This window comes from Paraburkholderia sp. BR10141 (assembly GCF_056155635.1).
The window spans coordinates 92,794-115,915 of record NZ_JBMIQH010000025.1 but is presented as its reverse complement, the minus strand read 5'-3'; the positions used below and the strand labels follow the sequence as shown (position 1 = coordinate 115,915).

Here is a 23,122-nt window from a genome sequence, read left to right as displayed (position 1 = left end):
CGCATCTTTAGTCATGGCAATGCGCCTTCGTTCGCGCAAGATCCGCAGGTCCAGCAGGTCGTGGGCCAGGTCTCGTCGCTCGTGTTCGCGGCCGAGGCCACAGCCGTGCGCGCGGCGCAGGCTTCGCAACGCGCGTATGAGGCGCGTTTCGGGGGCGATGAGCAGGCCGAGCACGAGGCGAACGTCGATGCCGAACTGGATTCCGCACGCGGCCAGAGCGCGATTGCCGATCTCGTGCTGCGCGCGACCACGCTGCTGTTCAACGCGCTCGGCGCATCGGGCACGAGCGAGCAGAAGCGGCTCGACCGCCACTGGCGCAACGCCCGCACGGCGGCCTCGCACAATCCGATCGTCTTCAAGGAGCGCATTGTGGGAGATCGCGAAATCAACGGCACCGAGCCGCCGTACGTTTGGGCGATCGGAGCCGGTCCCGCGAAGGGGCAGAAGGCGGCCTGAGTACGAACGTGCGGTGCCGTCTCGCGGACGGCGCCGCTATTTGATGGCCGCGATTTCCTTCGTCCTGATCAGCCGCGCGCGCAGCACGTTGCGGCTGATGCCGAGAAGTTTCGCCGCCTGAATCTGGTTGCGGTGGCTGTACTCGAACGCCGTGCGCATGACCATATCCTCGATCTGCTCGAAAAGATTCTCGTGCTCGCCGTTGAACAGTTCGAGCAACGCCGATTCGAGTGCGTAGTGCGGGCCGCTCGGCGCACTCACGCTCGCACCAGCCGGGGCCGTGATGCCCGACGAGAACAGGTGCAGGTCACCGTCCTGAAGGGTGTCGTGGCGGCTCACGAGCAGGGCGTGATGAATCACGTTCTCAAGCTCGCGAATGTTGCCCGGCCAGCTGTACGCGAGCAGCTTCTGTTCGGCGCGCGGCGAGATCGTGCCTGGCCCGTAACCGAGCCGGCCGCGGTAGTCCTCGATGAAGTAGCGGGCGAGCGGAAGGATGTCGCCGGTGCGCTCGCGCAGCGTCGGAATGGCGAGCTGTACGACGTTGAGTCGGTAGAACAGGTCGCTGCGGAAATGCCCGGCCGCCACCGCGTGCTGCAGGTGAACATTCGTCGCCGCCACCACGCGCACGTCGATCGGAATACCGCGCCGGGAACCAAGCCGCACGACCTCGCGCTCCTGCAGCACACGCAGCAGCTTGACCTGCATCGACAGCGGCAGGTCGCCGATCTCGTCGAGGAAGAGCGTGCCGCCGTTGGCCGCCTCGAACCAGCCCGGCTTGGCGTTGAACGCGCCGGTGAAGGCGCCTTTCTCGTGCCCGAACAGCTCGCTTTCGACCAGCGTTTCAGAAAACGCGCCGCAGTTGACCGCGACAAACGGCTTGTCGCGCCGCCCGCTCAGGCTGTGGACGTGGCGCGCGATCAGTTCCTTGCCCGTGCCGGTCTCGCCGATGATCAGGATATTTGCGTCGCTGGGCGCGACCAGCTGGATCCGCTCAAGCAGTTCGATCGAGCGGGGATCGACGAAGACCTGCGCGCGTGCACGGATCGAGGTGGTCAGCGAATGCCTGTGCGGCAGCGTGAGGACAGAAACATCGCCGTTGGCTTCGGCATCATCGGGCCATGCGTGGGAGAGCGGTTGGTTCATGAGTAGAAGCTCGGCGTAGGATAGGTTCGGTTGAGCGCCCATTCGCCGATCTCGCGGATCTTGTAGGCGAGCGGATCGTGTAGCGTATGGGTGCGCAGGTTGCGCCAGTGGCGGTCGAGCCGAAGCTCTCCATGGGTCGCGCGGGCGCCGGCGACATCGAACATGCGCGTACAGATGTCGAGGCCTGTTTGTGCGGCCACGACCTTCGCGCTGGCAATGGCCAGCGCCACCTCGCCGCGTTCGGTCGCCGTGAGGCCGGTGTCGCGCGACCATGCCTTGTCCAGTCCTGCAGCGGCCCGGTCCGCGAGCGCGCGGGCGGATTCCAGTCCGAGCCAGAACTCGCCGTACTGGCTCAGGATGTACGGGTCCTCGCCGGTGCTCGCGACCTTCGCGGCGGGCCAGGGCCGTGCTTCGTTCAGGGTGTAGTGACGGGCGTCCTCGAACGCGGCCTCGCCAATGCCGAGATAGATGTTCGTCAGGATCAGTTGCGCAATGAGTGGCCTCAGACATGCAAACGGCGACGAGAGCGGTCCTGGGTCCGAAAGGATCTCGTGATGCTCGACACGGACCCGTTCGAACGTCACCGAACCGCTGTCGGTCTGGCGTTGGCCGAAATTATTCCAGTCGTCTGCAATCGCGATGCCGCTTCGCTGGGTTGGCACGGCGGCTACGAGAAACGCACGCGTTTCGGCGTGGCGCGCGGAGACGATCAGCATTTCCGAGTCGAGCGCGCCCGAGCAGAAGCTCTTTTGCCCGCTGAATTCGAGCCACGCTCCGCGCGGATGCGCAAGTGTGCGTTCGTCGAGCGGATTGAGCGCATTGCCCCAGAACCACCGGTGCCGCGAGGTCTGTTCGAACAGCGCCTGCCATTGCTCCCGCGAGCCGAACAGGCGGGCCGTGGCCAGCATCAGGTGATGGAATCCGAACACGTGCGCGAGTGAACTGTCGGCGCACGCGAGCACGCGCACGACGTCGAGAGTCGTGCGCCAGTCCGCACCGAGGCCGCCATGTACCGCAGGGATGCTCAGTGCGAGCAGGCCGCTCGCACGCAGCGCGTCGCGTTCCGCCTTCGGTGTGCCGCCGCGCGCGTCGCGCTCAGCTGCGGTCCGCGCAAAGCGTTCAGCAAGACGCCGGGCGACGCTCAATGGCGATTCGACCTGCGGGATGGGCCGGATGTCCTCCGGCGCGTCGGCCAGCGGCAACGATAGGGAAGTGGATGCCATTGCAGTGTGATCGGGTGAAGCAGCACTGCACGCGCATGCGTGCTGCAGGATCAGCACAGTGTTCAAGGTTTTGGCACTCGAGAGAAGCAAGGATTTCTCATAACCTAATCAGGCTGCTGCGCTAGCAGCATCGAGACGCGAACCCATGCGTCTTAAGTACTTTCATTCATGTGACGAACCAGTGCTGCTGCGTGGGAAGCAACGAAGAAGCAGCGCTGTTGCCGGTGCGTCATCACATGTCGGCATATCGATCCGAGTGCTGCCGGGATGTGCTTATCAGGTGCATTTCCCCTTCTGGTAAGCCGCTCGATGACGAAAACTGCTGCTATGTCAGCCGTTCAGCTGTAATTGGCCAGTTCGCGCGATTTGGCACAGTCCTTGCCTTTAGCTCATGACGGGACCGATCAGGCACGTCCCGCTTCACGAAGGAATCCTCATGAGCAAGAAACACAAGATCGTGGCCGTGTCGGGCAGCTTGCAGCGGCCGTCGCGCACGCTGGCGCTGGTGCAGTCGCTGCTGTCCGCGCTGGAAGCCGCGCTGCCTGTCGAAATCCGCGTGATCGATCTCGGCGAGATCGCCGGACGGCTCTCCGGTGCGCTCACGCGTGCGCAGGTGCCGGCGGATATCGAAGAACACATCCGGGCGATCGAGACAGCCGACCTCGTGATTGCGGCAAGTCCGGTGTATCGCGCCTCCTATACCGGCCTCTTCAAGCATCTGTTCGATCTCGTGCACCACGAGGCGCTGATCGATGTTCCGGTGCTGCTGGCCGCCACGGGCGGCAGCGAGCGTCATGCGCTCGTGATCGATCACCAGTTGCGGCCGCTCTTCAGCTTCTTCCAGGCGCACACGCTGCCGATCGGCGTCTACGCCTCCGAAAGCGATTTCGATCGCTACGAGGTCGCAAGCGACGCGTTGCGCGCTCGTATCGCACTCGCTGTCGAGCGTGCGGCACCGTACGTCGGTGCGCGTGCGGAAAACGTTACTGCGGCGCTCGCCGTCTGAATCCAAAGTCATTCAAGGAATCTTCAATGAGCCAGACTTCCCAAACCACAGATGCCGTCAAGTTCGCCTACTGGGTGCCCAACGTGAGCGGCGGCCTTGTCGTCAGCACGATCGAGCAGCGCACCGACTGGAGCCTCGAGTACAACCAGCGTCTTGCGCAGACCGCCGAGCGTGCGGGCTTTGAATATGCTCTGAGCCAGATTCGCTTCACGGCCGGCTACGGCGCGGAGTATCAGCACGAGTCGGTCTCGTTTAGCCAGGCGCTGCTGCAGTCGACCACCAAGCTCAAGGTGCTCGCAGCGATCCTTCCTGGTCCGTGGCATCCGGCAGTGGTCGCCAAGCAGATCGCCACCATCGACCACATCTCGAACGGCCGCATCGCGATCAACGTCGTGAGCGGCTGGTTCAAGGGCGAGTTCACCGCGATCGGTGAACCGTGGCTCGAGCACGACGAGCGTTACCGCCGCTCGAACGAGTTCATCCGCGCGCTCAAGGGCATCTGGACCGAGGACAACTTCACGTTCAAGGGCGACTTCTACCGCTTCAACAACTACACCTTGAGTCCGAAGCCGGTGCAGAAGCCCCATCCCGAGATTTTCCAGGGCGGCAGCTCGCGCGCGGCGCGCGACAACGCGGCGAGCGTATCGGATTGGTATTTCACGAACGGCAACACGCCCGAGAATCTCAAGGCCCAGATCGACGATATCCGTGCGAAGGCGGCGCAGAACAATCACCAGGTGCGTATCGGCGTCAATGCCTTCGTGATCGCGCGCGATACCGAAGAGGAAGCGAAGGCCGTGCTCGACGACATCATCAGGCATGCGCACGTCGAGGCGGTGCACGCGTTCGGCGATGCGGTCAAGGAGGCGGGCAAGGCGTCGCCGGAAGGCGAGGGCAACTGGGCCAAGTCGACCTTCGAGGATCTCGTTCAGTACAACGACGGCTTCCGCACGAACCTGATCGGCACGCCGCAGCAGATCGCCGAACGTATCGTCGAACTGAAGTCGATCGGGGTCGACCTGGTGCTGACCGGCTTCCTGCATTTCATCGAGGAAGTCGAGTATTTCGGCCAGAAGGTGCTGCCGCTCGTGCGCGAGCTCGAGGCGCAGCGCGAAAAGCAGGCCGCCTGACGCAAGCGGCGGCGGGGCGGGGCCGGGCGCGCGAGCAGACCCGCCCGCACGAAACAGAAGAACACAACTGGGAAACGGCACCCCAAGGGGTGAATCAGCATGACGCAAGCCTCGACGGCCCTGCTCGCGCTCGACGGCATTTCCGTGTCGTTCGGGGGCGTCAAGGCCATTACCGATATCAGTTTCGAAGTGGCGGCAGGCGAGATCTGTGCGTTGATCGGCCCGAACGGCGCGGGCAAGAGTTCGCTGCTGAACGTGATCAACGGCGTCTATCGTCCGCTGCATGGCACGCTGCGCTTCGACGGCCGTGCTTACCGGCGCATGGACGCGCACGACGCCGCGCATCGCGGCATCGCACGCACGTTCCAGAACCTCGCGCTGTTCCGGCGCATGAACGTGTTCGACAACGTGCTGGCCGGGCGCAACCTGCATCGCCGTAGTACATGGCTCGAGCAGACACTGCACGTTGGCCGTGCCGCACGGGATGAAGCCTTGCAGCGCGAGCGCGCTGAGCGCGTGATCGAAGCACTGGATCTGCAGCCGTGGCGCGACAGCGTGGTGGGCACCCTGTCCTACGGGTTACAGAAGCGGGTCGAACTGGCGCGTGCGCTCGCTGCCGAACCACGCCTGCTGCTGCTCGACGAGCCCATGGCCGGCATGAATACCGAGGAGAAGCACGCGATGGCCGGGTACGTGCTCGATGCCAACGAGCATCTGGGCGTCACGGTCGTGCTGATCGAGCACGACATCGGCGTGGTGATGGGCTTGTCCGATCACGTGGTCGTGCTCGACTACGGAAAAAAGATTGCCGACGGCAGGCCCAACGAAGTCCGCACGAACCCGGATGTGCTGGCGGCCTATCTCGGCACACGTCATTGAGAGGGTGCGCAATGCAATTCTTTTTCGAGGTGCTGGCAGGCGGACTGCTCGCCGGCGTGATGTATTCGCTGGTCGCGATCGGCTTCGTGCTGATCTATAAGGCGTCGGGCATCTTCAACTTCGCGCAGGGCTCGCTCGTGCTGTTCGGTGCACTGACTTACGTGAGCCTCGTTGAGCGCGGCTGGAACCCGTGGCTGTCGTTCGGGGCGACGCTCGCCGCGCTCGTACTGATCGCGATCGCAACCGGCCGCTTCGTGCTGCGCCCGCTGGTCAACCGCGCGCCGATCGTGCTGTTCATGGCCACCCTCGGTCTGAGCCTGATTCTCGAAGGCGCGGCGCAGCTGTTCTGGGGCGCGCAGGTGCACGGGCTCGATCTCGGCATCGACGACCGGCCGCTGCATCTGGGAGGCGTAATGGTGAGCCGCTTCGACCTGTTCGCGGCCGCCACGGCGGGCGTGCTGGTGCTTGCGCTGTCGCAGCTCGCGAAGCGCTCGCGTTTTGGCCTGTCGCTGCGGGCCGTGGCCGACGATCCGCTCGCCGCCTTCGCGGTCGGCGTGCGGCTGCCGCGCGTCTGGGCCATCGTCTGGGCACTGGCTGGCTTCGTCAGCCTCGTTGCGGGTCTGCTCTGGGGCGCGCGGCTCGGCGTGCAGTTCTCGCTCTCGCTCGTCGTGCTCAAGGCTCTGCCGGTGCTGATCATCGGCGGCTTCTCGTCGATCGGCGGCGCGATCGTCGGCGGGCTGCTGGTCGGCGCAACGGAGAAGCTGGCCGAGGTTTATGTCGGGAGCGTGATCGGCGACGGCATCGAGAACTGGTTCCCCTATCTGCTTGCAATGCTGTTCCTGCTCGCGCGCCCGTCCGGCCTGTTCGGCGAGGCGGCCGTCGAGCGCATTTGAGGCAACCTTGATGGAATTGACCCGTCCCCTCGCCGAACCGCGCCGGCTGAACCTGCGCCGGCTGGCGGTGCCGCTTGCGGGCGCGCTCGTCGCGTTTGCCGGCGTGCCGCTCGCGGCGAACGACTACTGGCTGAACGCGATCCTCGTGCCGTTTCTGATCCTGTCCGTGGCCGGACTCGGACTGAACTTCCTGACCGGCTATGCGGGGCAGTTGTCGCTCGGTTCGGCCGCGTTCATGTCGATCGGCGCCTATGCGACCTACAACCTGCTCGTACGTGTGCCTGCGCTGCCGCTGCCGGTCGACCTGCTGCTCGGCGGCCTGGTCAGCGCCGCGGCCGGCGTGCTGTTCGGACTGCCGAGCCTGCGTATCAAGGGCTTCTACCTGATCGTCTCGACGCTGGCCGCCCAGTTCTTCGTGGTCTGGCTGTTCACGCGCGTGGGGTGGTTCTCGAACTACGACACGTCCGGCGTGTTGAGCGCGCCGCAGCTCGCGATCGGTCACTGGCGCATCGACACGCCGGTGTCGCGCTACCTGTTCGTGCTCGGCGTCGCGACCTTGCTGTTCGCATTCGGCGCGAGCCTCGTGCGCAGCGAACTTGGCCGGCGCTGGATGGCTGTACGCGACATGGAAGCCGCCGCGCGTGTGATCGGCATCCCGGTGGGGCGCAGCAAGCTGCTGGCCTTCGCGCTGAGTTCCTTCGTGCTCGGCATCGCCGGCGCGCTGTGGGCATTCGCGTATCTCGGCACGATCGAACCGGACGGCTTCAACCTGAATCTTTCGTTCCAGGTGCTGTTCATCATCATCATTGGCGGCATGAGCAGCATCTCGGGCAACTTTCTGGGCGCCGCCTTCATCGTTTTACTGCCGATCCTGCTTTCGAACGCGGCTGGCGCGCTGGCCCACGCGGGCATCGGCGCAGACCAGGTGCAGAACCTGCAGAAGATCGTCTTCGGTACGCTGATCATCGTCTTTCTGATCAAGGAACCGGAAGGCCTCGCGAGACTCGTGCAGATCGTCCGTCAACGTCGGCCGAAGCAATCTTGAGCCGTTAATCTCCCCCGCCTTATTTTTTCTTTTATCGTTCAAGGAATATTTTGTTATGCGAACTAATGATATTCGTCCCTCTTGCGCCAGGTGGCGACAGTGGTCCTCGGCTTTCGTGGCCGCGCTTGCGCTCACCGTTGGCGCGTTGCCTCAGGTGCATGCGGCGGGTGAGGAGTATTTTCCGCTGCAAAGCTACCGGGTCGGCCCCTACGCAGCCGGTGGCAGCGGCTTCTTCGGCGGCTTCATCGACTATCTGCAGTTGATCAACGCGCGCGACGGGGGCGTGAACGGCGTCAAGCTCGTGTGGAAGGAGTGCGAGACCGAGTACGTGGTGGAGAAGGGCGTCGAATGCTATGAGCGCCTGAAGAGCGGCGGCCCCGACGGTGCGCCGACCGCGGCCACGAACCCGTTGTCGGTCGGTATCGCTTACGCGACGCTCGACCGTTCGACGGCCGACAAGATCCCGCTCATCACGATCAACCATGGCCGCACCGATTCGACTGACGGCGCAGTGTTTCCCTATGTGTTCCCGCTGCAGCTGAATCCGTACAGCGAGGTCTCCGCGATCGTCAACTACATCGGGCAGCGCTCGGGCGGTCTCGCCGCGCTCAAGGGCAAGAAGATTGTCGTGCTATATCATGGTTCGCCGTACGGCCGCGAAACGATTCCTGTGGTCGATCTGCTCGCGAAGAAATATGGCTTCGACGTGACCCAGATCGAAGTGCCGCATCCTGGCAACGAACAGGGCTCGCAGTGGCTGAAGATTCACCAGATCAATCCCGACTGGGTGATCCTGCGCGGCTGGGGTGTGATGAATCCAGTAGCGATCAAGACCGCGCAGAAGGTCGGCTATCCGGTCGATCACATCATCGGCAACATCTGGAGCAACTCCGAGGAAGACGTGCGTCCCGCAGGTGATGCGGCCAAGGGCTTCATCTCGATCACGACGCACCCCTCGGGCACGGACTACCCGGTGCTGCAGGCGATCAACCAGTACGTGGTGAAGCCCGGCAACGGCAACCTCAAGGACCCGGCGCGCTTTGGCACCGTCTACTACAACCTGGGCGTGGTGAACGGTATTCTCAACGTCGAGGCGGTGCGCGTTGCGCAGCGCAAGTTCGGCAACAAGCCGCTCACGGGCGAGCAGGTGCGCTGGGGCTTCGAGCATCTGGATCTGGACGATGCGCGCCTCAAGCAACTCGGCGCACTCGGCCTCGTGCAGCCGCTCAAATTGACCTGCGCGGACCACGAAGGCGGCGGTGCCGTGCGCTTCCAGCAATGGGACGGCCGGAAATGGAACGTGATCAGCAACTGGGTGCAGGCGGACCGCGAGCTGCTACGTCCGATCATCGAGAAGTCTGCGCTGTCGTACGCGAAGGAAAAGGGCATTACGCCACGCGATTGCAGCAAGGACCTCTAACATGACGAGCACTCCGATCCTGCAGGTCGACGAGATCGCCGTGACCTATAGCCAGATCATCCCCGCCTTGCGCGGGGTGTCGCTGGCGGTGCCCGAGGGCGAGATCGTCGCGCTGCTCGGCGGCAACGGCGCGGGCAAGACGACCACGCTCAGGGCGATCTCGAACCTCGTACGCGCGGAGCGCGGCGAACTGACGGGCGGTCGCATCGTCTATCGCGGCGACGATGTCGCGCGCGTCGAGCCGTGGACACTGGTCGAGCGCGGGCTTGTCCAGGTGCTTGAAGGGCGGCGCTGCTTTGCGCACCTGTCAGTCGAGGAAAACCTGCGGATCGGATCGTTCGCCAGGCGGCCGCGACGGGCTGAGATCGCGGCCCATCTCGAGCGGATCTACGGGATCTTTCCGCGTCTGAAGGTCAAGCGCCAGTCGCTGGCGGGATTGACGTCGGGTGGCGAGCAGCAGATGGTGGCGATCGGCCGTGCGTTGATGGCGCGTCCTTCGCTCGTGCTGCTCGACGAGCCTTCAATGGGGCTTGCGCCGATGGTCGTCGAGGAAATTTTCGAGATTGTCGCGGCGCTCAACCGCGACGAGGGGGTCAGTTTTCTGCTCGCGGAGCAGAACGCGACGATGGCGCTGCGTTATGCAAAGCATGGCTATGTACTCGAAGGCGGTCGCGTGGTTGCACACGGATCGGCAGCCGAGCTCGCGCGCCTCGACGTGCTGCACGACGCATACCTTGGCGGCGCAGCGGTCGATTACATTGCGCGCCGCTCCGGGCGCGCGAGACAGGCTTTGACTGGCTGATATGTGCCCAAGCGATGGTGTGGAAACGTAGAAGTACCCGGCTCGGGTGTCGTTCAATTCCCATAGCCCGTCATCTTATTGTGCAAAATTTCGAACACCCCGTGCGAACCTGAGGGAATTATCGAACAGCGCGGCAGCGCCCATACTGGCGCCATCCGTTCACGAGGAGCACGACATGCCGCAGCCGTCCAACCATTCCCCCGCCCAGACCAAACAACGCGCACAACCCGCGCGCACGTTCCCATTCGCCGGCCGCACCGTCAACCGTGTGGGCTACGGGGCCATGCAGCTTGCCGGCCCCGGCGTATTCGGCCCGCCGAAGGACCGCGCGGCTGCCGTGGCTGTGCTGCGCGAGGCGCTCGCACTCGGCGTAAACCATCTCGACACGAGCGACTTCTATGGCCCGCACGTGACGAACCAGATCATCCGCGAGGCGCTCCATCCCTATGCCGACGATCTCACGATCGTCACCAAGGTGGGCGCGGTGCGCGACGGCACGGGCGCCTGGCTGCCCGCGCTGGAGCCCTCCGACATCGAGCGCGCCGTGCACGACAATCTGCGCAATCTGGGGCTCGACACGCTCGACGTGGTCAATCTGCGCATCATGGGCGACGTCCACAAGCCCGCCGAAGGCTCCGTCGAACGGGAAATGAACGCGCTCGCCGCACTGCGCGAGCGCGGGCTCGTGCGCCACATCGGCATCTCCAACGCGACAGCGAAGCAGATCGACGATGCAGAAAAGATCGCACCGATAGTCTGTGTCCAGAACCACTACAACCTGGTGCACCGCGACGACGATGGGTTGATCGATGCGCTGGCGGCACGCGGTATCGCCTATGTGCCGTTCTTCCCGCTGGGCGGTTTCACGCCGATTCAGTCCTCAGCGCTGTCAGACATCGCAAGAACGCTCGAGGCCACGCCGATGGCCGTTGCGCTAGCGTGGCTTCTGCACCGGTCGCCAAATATTCTTTTGATTCCGGGGACATCGTCACTGGCGCATCTACGCGAGAACATGACAGCGCAGACGCTTGAGCTCTCCGGTGAGTTGCTGGCGCAACTGGACGCGATTGGTAAAGGGCAGAAAACAATCGCATGAATCGATCGCCGCAGGCGCACAGGAGAATGTCTACGGCGTGGCCTGTAGCCGGGAACGTTGTATGTATGGGCGCGTTCGAATTGTCCGATAATCCCATCTGATCAGAATAGGCTGTGCGGGAAATCGAACAGTGCGGGGTGAACCATGCCGATGGAAATGAACGATCTGGCCGCTTTCGTTTCGGTGGCGCGTGCGGGCGGCTTTCGCGACGCGGCGCGCGTGGGCGGCGTTTCGGCGTCGAGCCTGAGTGCCGCGGTGCGCAGGCTGGAGGCGAAGCTCGGGCTGCGCCTGTTGAACCGCACCACGCGCAGCGTCGCGCCGACAGAGGCGGGGCAGCGTCTGCTCGAATCGATCACGCCGCTTTTCAGCGAGATGGAAGCGGCGCTCGACGTGCTCAACGGCTACCGCGAAAAGCCGGCGGGCACGCTCAAGCTCAACGTGCCCGCGAGCGCGGCGCGCACCATCCTGCCGGGCGTGCTCACGCCGTTCCAACGCGAGTATCCCGAGATCCGCGTCGAGGTGGTGGTGGAGGACGGCTTCGTCGACGTGCTGCAGATCGGCTGCGACGCCGGTATTCGCTACGACGAGCGGCTGGAGCAGGACATGATCGCGATTCCCATCGGTCCGCGCGTGGAGCGCTTCGCGACGGTCGCTTCTCCCGCGTATCTCGCGGCGCGGGGGCGGCCTGAACATCCACGTGAACTGCTCGACCACGCTTGCCTGCGCGTGCAGTTTGCGGGCGGCGCGATGCCGCTCTGGCATTTCGAGCGGGACGGCGAAGTGCTGCGCCTCGACCCGCCCACGGTGCTCGTCGTGCGTCCTGGCGCCGCGCTCGACCTGCTGATCAACATGGCGCTCGACGGCGTCGGCATCGTGTATCTGTTCGAAGAGATGTTGCTGCCGCATATCCGCAGCGGCGCGCTCGTGCGCCTGCTCGACGACTGGGATGTGTCGTTTCCGGGGCCGTTTCTCTACTACCCTGGGCGGCGGCACCTGCCGGCGCCGCTGCGCGCGTTCGTCGACTTCGTCAAGGCGAATGCGTCAGACGATTCGGCATCCTGAGTACGCGTCGAGCGCCCAGTATAAGGGCGTAACAACAGCGCTCAGCGACGCTTCATGCCGTATTCGATGAACGTGCGGCACAGCAACTCCATGCCTTTCGCGTCCTCTTCGTCGAAGCGCGCGAGATGCGGACTGTCCACGTCCCATACGCCGATCAGCTCGCCGTCCGGCGTGACGAGGGGCACGACGATTTCCGACTGCGAAGCCGAATCGCACGCAATGTGGCCCGCGAACGCGTGCACATCGGGCACCACTTGCGTTTGCCGTGTGGCCGCCGCCGTGCCGCATACCCCCTTGCCCAGGGGAATGCGCACGCACGCCGGTTTGCCCTGGAACGGACCGACCACGAGCTCGGTGCCGTCGAACGAGTAAAAGCCCGCCCAGTTCAGGCCCTCGAGCGAATGAAACACGAGCGAAGCGAAGTTCGCGGCGTTCGCGATGACGTCGGATTCGCCTTCGATCAGCGAGCGCGCCTGCGCAGCCAGCGATTCGTAGAGGGCGGGTTTGTCGGAGGGAAGGGTGTCGGAAAGCGAGAACATAAGTCGGTCGATCTGGATATGCGCCGTTCCAGCGAAAGGCGCGGTGGAGCCAAACGAGATTCTAGGCGAGATCGGCTATCGGCAGGAAATCGGCGGGCGCTGAATATGGCGTATCCATGGACGGTAGCGCGCCCTCGTGCGATTATTCACGTTTCGTGTTGAATCTGTCCACGCCTGCGGGGCTGGTTGCCGGCGGTTTTTCGGGCATGCTGGCGCATCAGCACAGAAACGGAGAACGCGACATGAGCAAGACATTCAAGATCGCCGCCATCGCCGGCGACGGTATCGGCCAGGAAGTGATGCCCGAGGGCGTGCGCGTGGTCGAGGCGGCGGCCGCGAAGTTCGGCCTGAACCTCGAAATCAGCCATTTCGACTGGGCAAGCTGCGACTACTACCTGCAGCACGGCAAGATGATGCCCGACGACTGGTTCGCCACGCTCAAGGGCTTCGACGCGATCTATTTCGGCGCGGTCGGCTGGCCCGACAAGGTGCCCGATCACATTTCCCTGTGGGGCTCGCTGCTGAAGTTCCGCCGCGAGTTCGACCAGTACGTCAACCTGCGCCCGGTGCGTCTGCTGCCCGGCGTGCCGTGTCCGCTCGCCAACCGCAAGCCCGGCGACATCGACTTTCTCGTCGTGCGCGAGAACACCGAGGGCGAGTACAGCTCGGTGGGCGGCAAGATGTTCGAAGGCACCGAGCGCGAGTTCGTGCTGCAGGAGTCGGTGTTCACGCGCCACGGCGTGGACCGCATTCTCAAGTACGCGTTCGAACTCGCGAACGAGCGCGGCCGCAAGAAACTCACGGCAGCCACCAAATCGAACGGCATCTCGATCAGCATGCCGTACTGGGACGAGCGCGTGGCGGCGATGGGCGAGGCGTATCCCGACGTGAAGTGGGACAAGCAGCACATCGACATTCTGTGCGCGCGTTTCGTGCTGCAGCCGGACCGCTTCGACGTGGTCGTCGCCTCGAACCTCTTCGGCGACATCCTTTCGGACCTCGGCCCCGCATGCACGGGCACGATCGGTCTGGCGGCTTCGGCCAATCTGAATCCCGAGCGCAAGTTTCCCTCGCTGTTCGAGCCGGTGCACGGCTCGGCGCCCGACATCTTCGGCAAGCAGATCGCCAACCCCATCGCGATGATCTGGTCGGGCGCGATGATGCTCGACTTCCTTGGCAACGGCGACGCGCAATACAAGGCCGCGCACGACGCGATCATGCAGGCCATCGAGAAGGTGCTGGTGGAAGGCCCGCGCACGCCCGACATGGGCGGCACGGCGAACACGACTGCGCTGGGCGAAGCGGTAGCCGCCGCGCTGTGACGCCGCGGTGACGCCTATGCCGGACGCACCGAAAGCGCCGAAATCTGTCGCGTCGCCGGAGCTCGACGACCTGCGCGTGTTCTGCATGGTCGCGCGCAAAGCGAGCTTCACCGCGGCGGCCGAAGCGCTTGCGGCGTCGCCGGCCTATGTGAGCAAGCGCGTGGGCGTGCTCGAGGCGCGTCTCGGCACGCGCCTGTTGCACCGCTCGACGCGGCGCGTCGCGATGACCGAGGCGGGCGAGCGCGTCTATGCGTCGGCGGGCAAGATCCTCGACGACGTCGAGCGCCTCGTGGACGACGTCTCCACCACGCGGCGCATTCCGCGCGGCACGCTGCGCGTGTCGAGCAGCTTCGGCTTTGGCCGCAACTTCGTCGCGCCCGCGCTCGCCGGGCTTTCCGAGCGGTATCCGCAACTGAGCGTGCGCCTCGAACTGTTCGACCGGCTCGTCGACGTGGCGGGCGAGGGTTTCGATCTCGACGTGCGTATCGGCGACGAGATCGCCGGCCATCTGATCGCGCGCCGTCTCGCCACGAACTATCGCGTGCTTTGCGCAGCGCCCGCGTATCTTGCGCGGCGCGGCGCGCCACAGGAGGTCGCCGATCTCGCCGAACACGCGTGTCTCGCGATCAAGGAGCGCGATCATCCGTTCGGCGTTTGGCGCCTGACCAGGCATGGCGAGACGGTTTCGGTGAAGGTAGCCGGGCCGCTCTCGACCAATCACGGCGAGGTGGCCGTGCAGTGGGCGCTGGCGGGCCGCGGCATCGTGCTGCGCTCGATGTGGGATGTCGCGCCATTGCTGGAGAGCGGGCGCCTGCAGCGCGTGCTGCCCGGCGTCACGCAGCCGGCCAATGTCTGGGCCGTGTACCCGGCGCGCCTCGCGCAGTCCGCGAAGGTCCGCGTGTGCGTCAATCATCTGGAGGAAACGTTCGCGCGCATCGGCATTGCGGCACCGGCAAACGAGGACGAGAGCGGGCGCTGACCGGGTTCGGCGGGAGCCTTACTCGCTCTCGGGGAGATCGAGCGCCTTGCGCTCGCGTCGTTCCTCGTTGCCGCGCCTCGCACGCTGGCGCTGGCGCGAAAGCACGGTGATGATCTGGCCGGTGGTGGCGTCGGCGGGGATTTCGTTGCGGATCACGTTCGCGACCATCGGCAGTCCCTTGCGCTGGCGGTGCAGCGCCTGCGCGATCGCCTGGCGGCACGCTGGCCCGTGGCAATCCCATTCGTCGCGCAGTTTTCCGCAGTAACGGCAGGTGTCCATGCGTCCCAGTTTACCCAAAATCGATGGGTGGTTTTAGGGGCGCGATCAGCGTGCCTCACGAGTGCCATTCGTGCGCCGCCTGGCGCCGGCCGGCGGTATGATCGGCTGCGGATGTGGCGGGACAGCAGTGCGAAATATCGTGGCGGGAGCGGCAGATGGCGGCGATCGGCGTAGTCCTGTTCGACATGGAAGGCGTGCTGTCCCACTACGATCGCGACGCGCGCGTGGCGAGCCTCGCGGCCGCCACCGGCGCGCCGCCTGCAGCGGTGCGTCACGCGATCTGGGGCTCGGGTCTCGAAGCGCGCGCCGACGCGGGCGAAATCGACCCCGACGCTTATCTGCGCGCACTGGGCGCAATGCTCGGCTGCGAGGTGGGCCGCGACGTGTGGCTCGCGGCGAGGCGCGCGTCGATCACGCCGAACGAGGCGGCGCTCGTGCTGGCGCAGCGTGTGGCCGCGCGTTGCCGCATCGCCGTGTTGACCAACAATTGCTCGCTCGTCACGCATCACCTCGACTATCTGAATCCGCCCGTTGCGCGGCTTTTCGGTTCACAGGTCTATTCGTCGGCGACGTTCGGCGCGGTCAAGCCGGCCGCGCAGACCTACCTGGGCTGCGTTGCACAGCTCGGCGCGCAGCCCCAGGAAACGCTCTTCATCGACGACAGCGAAGCGAACGTCACGGGCGCGCTCGACGCGGGGTTGCAGGCATGCCACTTCGTCGAAACCGAATCGCTCGCGAGCGACCTGGCGCGGCTCGGGCTGATCGACGCTTGATGGCCGTGCCGCACGGGCGCCCACGGCGTGAATGAATGCATGAATGAATGGATGGCTGGCGAACGTACGGGAGCTTGCGATGAAGATGCAATGGAACTGGAAGCGGGTCGCGACGCTCTGCCTGTGCGCGTTCGCGCCGCTCGCCGCGGCTCAACAACCGGGCGCGCCGCTCGTCTACGTGACGGACTTCGAACTCGACGCGGCCAACGTCAAGCAGGATTCGAATCCTGTGGAGAATGCGCGCGAGCACATGGGCGGCTTGCTGCCACGACCGCTGTTGCGCCACCGCGACCCGCAGCAGCAGGCCGATCAGGTCGTCACGAAAATGGCCGATGCGCTGGTGAACGACCTGCGCGAGAAGGGCCTCGACGCACGCCGCCTGCCCAGCGGCACGCCGCTACCCGCGCAGGGCTGGCTCGTGCGCGGCGTCTTCCTGAGCGTGGACGAAGGCAACAGCATGCGGCGCGCGGTGGTGGGGTTCGGCTCGGGCGCGAGCCAGATCGAACTGGCGGTGGCCGTGGACAACCTGGCCACCCAGGCGCCGCAGCCGCTTTATCAGGTGATCGACAGCCAGTCGAGCCATGCGAAGCCGGGCGCCGGCGCGGCCATCGCGCTCAATCCGTACGTGGCGGCGGCCAAATTCGTGCTCGCGCGCGCGGATGACCGCAAGAACGTGGACCGTGCGGCGGCCGAAGTGGCCGACTCGGTTGCGGCGCGCGTGAAAGCGGCGCCGCAATGACGCCGTGGGCGCGCCTTAGCCGCGCGGCGGAATGTTGAGCCCGCGCTCGACCGCCGGACGAGCGACGAATGCTCCGAGCGCGCGCGCGACGTTCCTGAAATCGGCGTAACCGACGAGGTCGCCGGCCTCGTAGAAGCCAACGAGGTTGCGCACCCAACCAAACGTGGCGATGTCGGCGATGGTGTACTCGTCGCCCATGATCCACTTGCGCCCCTCGAGGCGCTGGTCGAGCACGGCGAGCAGACGCCGCGACTCGGCGACGTAGCGGTCGCGCGGACGCTTGTCCTCGTACTCCTTGCCCGCGAACTTGTGGAAGAAGCCCACCTGGCCGAACATCGGCCCGATGCCGCCCATCTGGAACATGACCCACTGGATCGTCTCGTAGCGCGCCGCGCCTTCACGGGCGAGAAAACGGCCGCTCTTGTCGGCGAGATAGATGAGGATCGCGCCCGATTCGAACAGCGCGAGCGGTTCGCCGCCCGGGCCGTCGGGATCGAGGATCGCGGGAATCTTGTTGTTGGGGTTCAGCGAGAGGAATTCCGGCGACATCTGGTCATTCGCGTCGAAGCGCACGAGATGCGGCTCATAAGGCAGGCCGCTTTCCTCCAGCATGATCGAGACCTTGACGCCATTGGGCGTGGGCAGCGAATAGAGCTGGATGCGATCGGGGTGAAGCGCTGGCCACTTGCGGGTGATGGGAAATGCGGAAAGGTCGTTCATGCGGCGTCCTTGAAGGCCTTCAACGGCGCGGCGCTTGCCGTGCAAGGCGCGCCGCGGCCTGATCGACAGGCGGGAGTGGAGTCAGGCCGCCAAGTTTAGTGGAAATGGCGCATACCGTCTTTTCGCCGCAAGACGCGGCTTACACGCTGCCTTCGCGCTCGACCACGAGAATGCGCGCCTCGCCGCGCGGATGCGCGACGTGCTCGCAGCCCACGCCCGCGAAGAACACGTCGCCGGCTTCGAGCACCGCGACCTGCTCCGCGCCATCTTCGCGGTAATGCATGTCGACCACGCCGTCGAGCACGGCGAACACTTCCTCGCCGTCGTTGACGTGCCATTTGTACGGCTGGTCGGTCCAGTGCAGGCGCACGGTGGTGCCGTTCATGTTGGCGATGTCGAGCGCGCCCCACGGGCGGGTGGCGGTGAAGGTTTTCGAGCGGATGACTTTCATGGTGGTACGGCCTTGGGTGTGATCGTGCGGCGCCGCGGAGCGGGGGTCAGGGATTGGCAGGCATGGACTGCGCAAGACTCATCAGATTGAGCGGCGCGACGCGAATGAGGCCGCCGCGCGGGCTGTCGATATCGGCGATGAGCGTGAGCGACAGCGTCACCGTGACGGGCAGGATGAGCAGCAGCACCCGCCGGCCGACCTGGCCGTGCGCGCCGTAGCCCTGCATCAGGTTGCTGAAGATGGCGATGCTGATCATCAGCACCCACGCGGCGACGGGAATGCGGTTGATCCACGCGGCCTGCGTGTAGCCCTGGGTGTTGATGACGTCGTTCATGCCGGAGACCACCAGCGCCATCACCGGATTCGGCTGCGCCTTCGCGGGATCGCGCACGCTCGCCCAGAGTTGCGTCTGAAGCTCGCCGGTGTCGCGGTTGATCTGATCGAGTGCGCCGGGCTCGTGCACGACGTAGAAGTGGATGCGCGCCTGAAGATAGCGCGCAAGCAGCGCCTTGGTCTGGGCAGCCGCCTCGCCGCCAAGCAGCTCGGCGCGCAGATACTCCGTGCCGATCGCGTTGGCTTCCTCTTCCTCCAGGTTCTTGCGCTGGTCGTAGCGGCTCACGGCCATCGAGAGCGTGAAGCCGATCAGGAGCGCGAGCAGCGTGAGCGTCGCGCCCTGCACGATCTTGTAGTTCTCGCGCGCCTCCTCGGCGAGCGGGAAGTAGCGGTGCAGCATGTTTGCGCCGAGTGCGGCGGCAAGCGGCAGCACCAGGATCAGCACGATGAACAGCAGCGCGGGGCGCTGGAGGATGAGCGGCGTCATGGAGTCTCCGCGAAAAGCGTGAGAGGGACGAAGGCGCTGCAATGCAAATCGGCGTCGCCCGCGCGAGGCGGGGCGACGCCGATTCTACGACAGTTCCGCGCGGCGGCGCGGGCCGCTGCCGGTGCTTTAGCGCGCCGTGCGCTGCGGCCACATCGTGCGGCCCCAGAACGTCAGCGAGCGGTCCCACGCGAGCTGCGCCCAGACCGGATCGTACTGCGTGATGGGGATGCGGTTCGGGCCCACGGCGGTCTCGTTCGCAAACGCGTGGTGGGCGAGATAGCGATGGAACTCGACGTCGACGTTGGCGCCCTTGAGCTTCGTTTCGAGTTCCGCGACGGTTTCGATGCTGAACGCCTGGTCCTGGGTTGCAAAGTGGCCGAGGATGGGCGCCGTGATCTTGCTCGCGTCGATGTATTCGAGCGGCGGGAAGCCATACCACACCACGGCGCTCGCAAGGCCCGGCACCATGGTGGCCGCGAGCAGCGTGAGCGCGCCGCCCATGCAGTAGCCCGTCACGCTCACACGGTCCGTGAGCGTCTTCAGATAGTTGACCGCGCCATACACGTCCTGCGAGGCGGCATCCGCGAAGTCGAGGCCCGTCATCAGATGGTGGGCCTCTTCCTGTTCGACCGTGCTCTTGCCGCGATAGAGGTCGGGCACGAGCGCGAAGTAGCCAGCTTGCGCGAGCCGGTCGGCCACGCCGCGGATCTGGTCGTTCAAGCCCCACCATTCCTGGATCACGACGATGGCGGGCGCGCCTTCGGTCTTCTCCGGTTTGGCGAGATAACCCTGGAGCGACTGGCCGTCAGGGCGGGTGAAGGAAATCATGGATCCGGCGGACTGTTTCATTTGGGGCAACCCTCGGTGAGTCGGTTGAACGAAAGACGCAAGCATAGCGCTTGCGTACGGGATTTGCGTGTCTGCGCCTGACCTGCTCATTCGCCGATCAGATGCAGCACGATATCGCGCGTGTGCGCCGCGCGCCGATGCTCGAACACATAGATGCCCTGCCACGTGCCCAGCACGGGATTGCCGTGCTCGACCGGGATGCAGAGCTGCGTGTGCGTGAGCGCCGTGCGCAAATGCGCGGGCATGTCGTCGGGGCCTTCGGTGTCGTGCTCGTAGCGCTGGGGATCTTCGGGCGCGAGCTGCTCGAAGTAGCGTTCGATATCGCGGCGCACCGAAGGATCGGCGTTTTCCTGGATGACGAGCGACGCTGAAGTGTGGCGGCAAAAGAGGGTGAGCAAGCCGGTGGCGATGCGCTGTTCGCGCACGAACGCGCGCACCTCCTGGCTGATCTCGACGAGCCCGCGCGTGCGCGTGCTCACCGGCAGATGATGGATGGCCTGGCGCATGATCGGTATTCTCCTTGCTGGCGGCGCATGGCTGCTGAGCGGCCGCTGCGGCGATTTCAGCCTTCAAGCATAGCGCAGGCGCGCCGGGCGCGCAGACCGCCCCCGCGGCCGGCACACGATGCTGGTACGATGTCGCCCTTGCCGGGTACTGCCCCGGCCGACCGCATACGAAGGAGAAAACCGCTTGAATCTCACCCGCTTCGCGAAAGCCCGCCACGCCACCAAGGCGTTCGACCCAGTCCGCAAGATTCCCGCGGCCGTCATCGACGAACTCAAGGAGCTGATCCGCTTCAGTCCCTCGTCGGTCAATTCGCAGCCGTGGCATTTCGTGGTGGCCGAAAGCGACGCGGCGCGTGCGCGTATCGCCAAGGGCATGGAAGGTTTCGCGTACAACGAGCCGAAGGTCACGCGCGCCTCGCACGTCGTAGTGCTGTGCGTGCGCACCGACATGGACGAAGCGCACCTCGCCGAAGTGCTCGCGCAGGAAGAAGCGGACGGCCGCTTCGCCAATGCCGAGGCGAAGGCGGGTCAGGAAAAGACGCGCGCGTTCTATGTGAACCTGCATCGCGAGCGCAACGACCTGCCGGCCTGGATGGAAAAGCAGGCGTATCTCGCGCTCGGCACGCTGCTGATCGGCGCGTCGACGCTCGAAATCGACGCCTGCCCGATGGAAGGCTTCGACGCGAAAGCGCTCGACGAGGAACTGGGCCTGCGCGAGCAGGGCCTCACCGCTTTGGTGGTGGTCGGCCTCGGCTACCGCAGCGCCGACGACTTCAACGCGAAGCTGCCGAAGTCGCGTTTGTCCGCAGCTTCGGTATTCACCGATCTCGGTTGATTCGCGCAGGGTTTCGCCGCGCTCGCAGCCGGTGCGGCGATTGACGCGGCCCGAAGCCACGCGGGAGCCGCATCAGGAGCATGGGTCCATGCAGGGTATCAAACGCCGGATCGTGTACGTCACGCTGTTCGAAGGCATCGCGATCCTGATTACCAGCACGAGCTTCGCCTCGCTCTCGGGCAGCGGCATGGACCGCGCGGGCGCGGCGGCGGTGTTTTCATCGCTGATCGCGGTGGGCTGGAACTTCGTCTTCAACCTGCTGTTCGAGCGCTGGGAAGCGCGCCAGACGAAACGCGGCCGCAGTGTCGCGCGCCGTATTGCGCATGCGGTCGGCTTCGAGGGCGGCCTCGTGGTGTTCCTCGTGCCGATGATCGCGCTCACGCTGCACGTGACGTTGATCGAGGCGTTCGCGATGGATATCGGCCTCTCGATGTTCTTTCTCGTCTACAACTACGTCTATAACCTGATTTTCGATGCCGTGTTCGGCCTGCCGGCCTCCGCCATGCCGGTGACGACGGCTTCGGAACGCGAGCCGCGCGCGTAGCGCAGGGTCGCCCGGTCAGGGGCTCGCAGCGGCGCCCTGCGTCCTGCTCGCTTCCACGTTTGCCGGACCGCTTGCGCTCGCGCCCGCCGCCGCGGCGTCGGAAGCCGGCGCCACCGCACGCGCCGGATGCTGCGCATCGTGCAGCTGCCCGGACCAGCCGCCGCCCAGGTCGCCGATCAGCGAAGCCGTATCGAGCAGCCGCTGCTGATGCACGTTGAGCGCGCTCTGCTGATTGGTCACCTGTGTAGCCAGGGCCGTGGCCACTGTCGTGTAGTCCACGGTGCCCGCCTCGTATTCGTTTTGCGCGATCTGCGCGCCGCGGATGGCGTCGCGCACGGCGGTATCGAGCACGTCGGCCTGCTGCGCGAGGATGCGCAGCCCCGAGAGATCGTTCTCCACCCCCTGGAACGCCGTCAGCACCGTGCCGCGATAGTTCGCCACCGCCGCGTCGTAGCTCGCACGCGCGGCCGCCACCTGGCCGCTGCGCTGGCCGCCGTCGAAGATCGTCTGGGTCGCGCTCGCGCCGAGCGACCACACATAGTTGCTCATGTGCAGCAGGCCCGAAAGCGGCGACTGCGTGAAGCCGTCGAGCGCAGTGAGCGAGATCGTCGGATAGTACGCAGCCACCGCCACGCCGATCGCCGCGTTGGCCGACGCCATCTGGCGTTCGGCGGTCGCAATGTCGGGCCGCCGCTGCAGCAGCGTGGAGGGCACGCCGGCGGGAATGGCGGGCAGCGCGGGAAGCTGAGTGCTGTGCGGGATATCGACCTCTTCGGGGTTGCGGCCCACGAGCACCGCGATGGCGTGCTCGTTTTGCGCGCGCGCCACGCCCAGGGCGATCAGGCTCGCACGCGCGGATTCGAGCTGCGTGCGCGCGGAGATCAGGTCGGACGGCGGCACGGTGCCCGCCTGGTCCTGGTTGGTCACCACGCGCAGGAAGTCCGAGTACGCCTGCACGGTATGCGTGAGCAGGTCGATATCGGCATCGGTGATGCGCAGATCGATCACGGCGTTCGCCAGCGCAATTTGTTCGGAGAGCGTAGCGTTCGCCAGTGTCGCCTCGCTTGCCTGCGCCGTGGCCGACTGTTCCTCGATCTGGCGGCGCACCTGGCCCCAGAGGTCGATGTCCCAGCTCGCGTTCGCTTCGAGCGTGCCGCCGTTGACGATACGCGCGCCGCTCGGCGTGGACGTGATGCTGCTCACGCTGCTGAGCGTGCCGGTGGAGGAGCGCTCGCGCGCGAGCGAGCCGGTAATGCCGATGGTCGGGAAGAGGCTCGCACGCGCGACACGCACTTCGGCGAGCGCTTGCTGGTAGTTCGCGTAGCTCTGCCGCACGGTCTGGTTCGAGACCTGGACGAGCGGTTCCAGTTCGTCGAGCAGCGGGTCCTGGAAGGCGGTCCACCATTCGCCCTTGGGGCCCTGGGCGGCTTCGGGCTCGGCCTGGGTCCAGCCGGGCAGCTCTTTCCACGTGGCGGGCACGGTGACCTGCGGGCGGTGGTAGTCCGGCCCGACCATGCAGCCTGCGAGCAGCAGCGCTACGGTGAGGGGCGCGAGCGCCTGCGCGCGCGTGGCAGCGCTTGCGGCGGCGGGGATCAGCATTCGCATGAGCGA

Annotated in this window: 25 protein-coding genes and 1 pseudogene; 16 read left to right on the top strand and 10 right to left on the bottom strand. The window is 65.6% G+C overall.

Translation table 11 applies throughout. The annotated features are described in order from the left end of the window. Positions 1-456: pseudogene (locus ACOJB8_RS29145) on the top strand (acyl-CoA dehydrogenase family protein); the annotation flags it as partial. Positions 457-492: 36 nt separating this feature from the next. On the opposite strand, the gene ACOJB8_RS29140 reads toward ACOJB8_RS29145, so the two are convergent. Both ACOJB8_RS29140 and ACOJB8_RS29135 read right to left on the bottom strand, forming a co-directional pair. Then, entirely contained in the window at positions 493-1,599 is a 1,107-nt protein-coding gene (locus ACOJB8_RS29140; protein ID WP_069268640.1) for a sigma-54 interaction domain-containing protein, read from the bottom strand. Continuing rightward, positions 1,596-2,822, bottom strand: coding sequence for an acyl-CoA dehydrogenase family protein (locus tag ACOJB8_RS29135; protein ID WP_475015697.1), 1,227 nt, complete (start codon positions 2,820-2,822; stop codon positions 1,596-1,598). The genes ACOJB8_RS29140 and ACOJB8_RS29135 overlap by 4 nt, the downstream gene beginning before the upstream one ends. 436 nt (positions 2,823-3,258) lie before the next feature. On the opposite strand from ACOJB8_RS29135, the gene msuE reads away from it, so the two are divergent. The 9 genes from msuE to ACOJB8_RS29090 all read left to right on the top strand — a co-directional run bounded on the left by msuE (position 3,259) and on the right by ACOJB8_RS29090 (position 12,155). Beyond that, the gene (gene msuE, locus ACOJB8_RS29130; RefSeq protein WP_368605990.1) at positions 3,259-3,828 is read left to right on the top strand and encodes an FMN reductase; all 570 of its coding nucleotides are present in this window, start codon (positions 3,259-3,261) and stop codon (positions 3,826-3,828) included. 26 nt (positions 3,829-3,854) lie between these two features. After that, a complete protein-coding gene (sfnG, locus tag ACOJB8_RS29125) occupies positions 3,855-4,958 on the top strand; it encodes a dimethylsulfone monooxygenase SfnG (RefSeq protein ID WP_475015695.1) in 1,104 nt (367 codons plus the stop codon). 99 nt (positions 4,959-5,057) lie between these two features. Then, complete coding sequence (locus ACOJB8_RS29120; RefSeq protein WP_475015693.1) at positions 5,058-5,837, top strand: ABC transporter ATP-binding protein; 780 nt, start codon at positions 5,058-5,060, stop codon at positions 5,835-5,837. A gap of 11 nt (positions 5,838-5,848) precedes the next feature. Further along, positions 5,849-6,730 carry a branched-chain amino acid ABC transporter permease gene (locus ACOJB8_RS29115; protein ID WP_475015691.1) on the top strand — a complete coding sequence of 294 codons (882 nt, stop codon included), beginning with the start codon at positions 5,849-5,851 and terminating at the stop codon, positions 6,728-6,730. Positions 6,731-6,740: 10 nt separating this feature from the next. Further along, positions 6,741-7,775 carry a branched-chain amino acid ABC transporter permease gene (locus ACOJB8_RS29110; protein WP_475015689.1) on the top strand — a complete coding sequence of 345 codons (1,035 nt, stop codon included), beginning with the start codon at positions 6,741-6,743 and terminating at the stop codon, positions 7,773-7,775. A 55-nt stretch (positions 7,776-7,830) separates the two neighbouring features. Then, positions 7,831-9,195, top strand: a complete 1,365-nt coding sequence (locus ACOJB8_RS29105) for an ABC transporter substrate-binding protein (RefSeq protein ID WP_475015687.1) — start codon at positions 7,831-7,833, stop codon at positions 9,193-9,195. 1 nt (position 9,196) lies between these two features. Next, complete coding sequence (locus tag ACOJB8_RS29100; RefSeq protein ID WP_475015685.1) at positions 9,197-9,997, top strand: ABC transporter ATP-binding protein; 801 nt, start codon at positions 9,197-9,199, stop codon at positions 9,995-9,997. Between the two features lie 175 nt (positions 9,998-10,172). Next, positions 10,173-11,093, top strand: coding sequence for an aldo/keto reductase family oxidoreductase (locus tag ACOJB8_RS29095; protein WP_475015683.1), 921 nt, complete (start codon positions 10,173-10,175; stop codon positions 11,091-11,093). A gap of 150 nt (positions 11,094-11,243) precedes the next feature. Continuing rightward, a complete protein-coding gene (locus ACOJB8_RS29090; protein WP_475015707.1) occupies positions 11,244-12,155 on the top strand; it encodes a LysR family transcriptional regulator in 912 nt (303 codons plus the stop codon). Positions 12,156-12,196: 41 nt separating this feature from the next. Here the strand turns inward: ACOJB8_RS29090 and ACOJB8_RS29085 are convergent, their stop codons facing one another. Next, positions 12,197-12,694: a GAF domain-containing protein gene (locus ACOJB8_RS29085; protein ID WP_406953641.1), complete on the bottom strand. Its 498-nt coding sequence runs from the start codon at positions 12,692-12,694 to the stop codon at positions 12,197-12,199. A 242-nt stretch (positions 12,695-12,936) separates the two neighbouring features. Between ACOJB8_RS29085 and ACOJB8_RS29080 the strand changes: the two genes are divergently transcribed. Together ACOJB8_RS29080 and ACOJB8_RS29075 are read left to right on the top strand one after the other, a co-directional pair. Next, a complete protein-coding gene (locus tag ACOJB8_RS29080) occupies positions 12,937-14,016 on the top strand; it encodes a tartrate dehydrogenase (RefSeq protein WP_475015681.1) in 1,080 nt (359 codons plus the stop codon). Between the two features lie 16 nt (positions 14,017-14,032). After that, a complete protein-coding gene (locus ACOJB8_RS29075) occupies positions 14,033-14,995 on the top strand; it encodes a LysR family transcriptional regulator (protein ID WP_069268629.1) in 963 nt (320 codons plus the stop codon). An 18-nt stretch (positions 14,996-15,013) separates the two neighbouring features. On the opposite strand, the gene ACOJB8_RS29070 is transcribed toward ACOJB8_RS29075, so the two are convergent. Continuing rightward, positions 15,014-15,274: a hypothetical protein gene (locus tag ACOJB8_RS29070; RefSeq protein WP_069268628.1), complete on the bottom strand. Its 261-nt coding sequence runs from the start codon at positions 15,272-15,274 to the stop codon at positions 15,014-15,016. Positions 15,275-15,429: 155 nt separating this feature from the next. Between ACOJB8_RS29070 and ACOJB8_RS29065 the strand changes: the two genes are divergently transcribed. Both ACOJB8_RS29065 and ACOJB8_RS29060 read left to right on the top strand, forming a co-directional pair. Next, positions 15,430-16,047 (top strand): HAD family hydrolase, encoded by a 618-nt coding sequence (locus tag ACOJB8_RS29065; protein WP_342947426.1) that lies wholly within the window; start codon positions 15,430-15,432, stop codon positions 16,045-16,047. Between the two features lie 43 nt (positions 16,048-16,090). Continuing rightward, positions 16,091-16,786: a DUF4410 domain-containing protein gene (locus ACOJB8_RS29060; protein WP_368683507.1), complete on the top strand. Its 696-nt coding sequence runs from the start codon at positions 16,091-16,093 to the stop codon at positions 16,784-16,786. A gap of 15 nt (positions 16,787-16,801) precedes the next feature. Here the strand turns inward: ACOJB8_RS29060 and ACOJB8_RS29055 are convergent, their stop codons facing one another. From ACOJB8_RS29055 to ACOJB8_RS29035, 5 genes are all read right to left on the bottom strand, one after another. Further along, positions 16,802-17,506: a glutathione S-transferase N-terminal domain-containing protein gene (locus ACOJB8_RS29055; RefSeq protein ID WP_406953645.1), complete on the bottom strand. Its 705-nt coding sequence runs from the start codon at positions 17,504-17,506 to the stop codon at positions 16,802-16,804. Positions 17,507-17,645: 139 nt separating this feature from the next. Then, a complete protein-coding gene (locus ACOJB8_RS29050; RefSeq protein ID WP_368690567.1) occupies positions 17,646-17,957 on the bottom strand; it encodes a cupin domain-containing protein in 312 nt (103 codons plus the stop codon). A 46-nt stretch (positions 17,958-18,003) separates the two neighbouring features. Beyond that, positions 18,004-18,777 carry a bestrophin-like domain gene (locus tag ACOJB8_RS29045; protein ID WP_475015679.1) on the bottom strand — a complete coding sequence of 258 codons (774 nt, stop codon included), beginning with the start codon at positions 18,775-18,777 and terminating at the stop codon, positions 18,004-18,006. A gap of 126 nt (positions 18,778-18,903) precedes the next feature. Further along, on the bottom strand, positions 18,904-19,626 hold the full coding sequence (locus ACOJB8_RS29040; protein ID WP_069268622.1) for a dienelactone hydrolase family protein: 723 nt from the start codon (positions 19,624-19,626) through the stop codon (positions 18,904-18,906). An 86-nt stretch (positions 19,627-19,712) separates the two neighbouring features. Next, the gene (locus ACOJB8_RS29035; protein ID WP_069268621.1) at positions 19,713-20,132 is read right to left on the bottom strand and encodes a secondary thiamine-phosphate synthase enzyme YjbQ; all 420 of its coding nucleotides are present in this window, start codon (positions 20,130-20,132) and stop codon (positions 19,713-19,715) included. Between the two features lie 184 nt (positions 20,133-20,316). Here ACOJB8_RS29035 and nfsB point away from each other — a divergent pair, with 184 nt between their 5' ends. Continuing rightward, complete coding sequence (gene nfsB / locus ACOJB8_RS29030) at positions 20,317-20,967, top strand: oxygen-insensitive NAD(P)H nitroreductase (RefSeq protein ID WP_368606003.1); 651 nt, start codon at positions 20,317-20,319, stop codon at positions 20,965-20,967. Positions 20,968-21,055: 88 nt separating this feature from the next. Further along, on the top strand, positions 21,056-21,511 hold the full coding sequence (locus ACOJB8_RS29025; RefSeq protein WP_342947430.1) for a PACE efflux transporter: 456 nt from the start codon (positions 21,056-21,058) through the stop codon (positions 21,509-21,511). A 15-nt stretch (positions 21,512-21,526) separates the two neighbouring features. On the opposite strand, the gene ACOJB8_RS29020 is transcribed toward ACOJB8_RS29025, so the two are convergent. After that, on the bottom strand, positions 21,527-23,116 hold the full coding sequence (locus ACOJB8_RS29020) for an efflux transporter outer membrane subunit (RefSeq protein WP_475015705.1): 1,590 nt from the start codon (positions 23,114-23,116) through the stop codon (positions 21,527-21,529). Between the last annotated feature and the right edge of the window lie 6 nt (positions 23,117-23,122).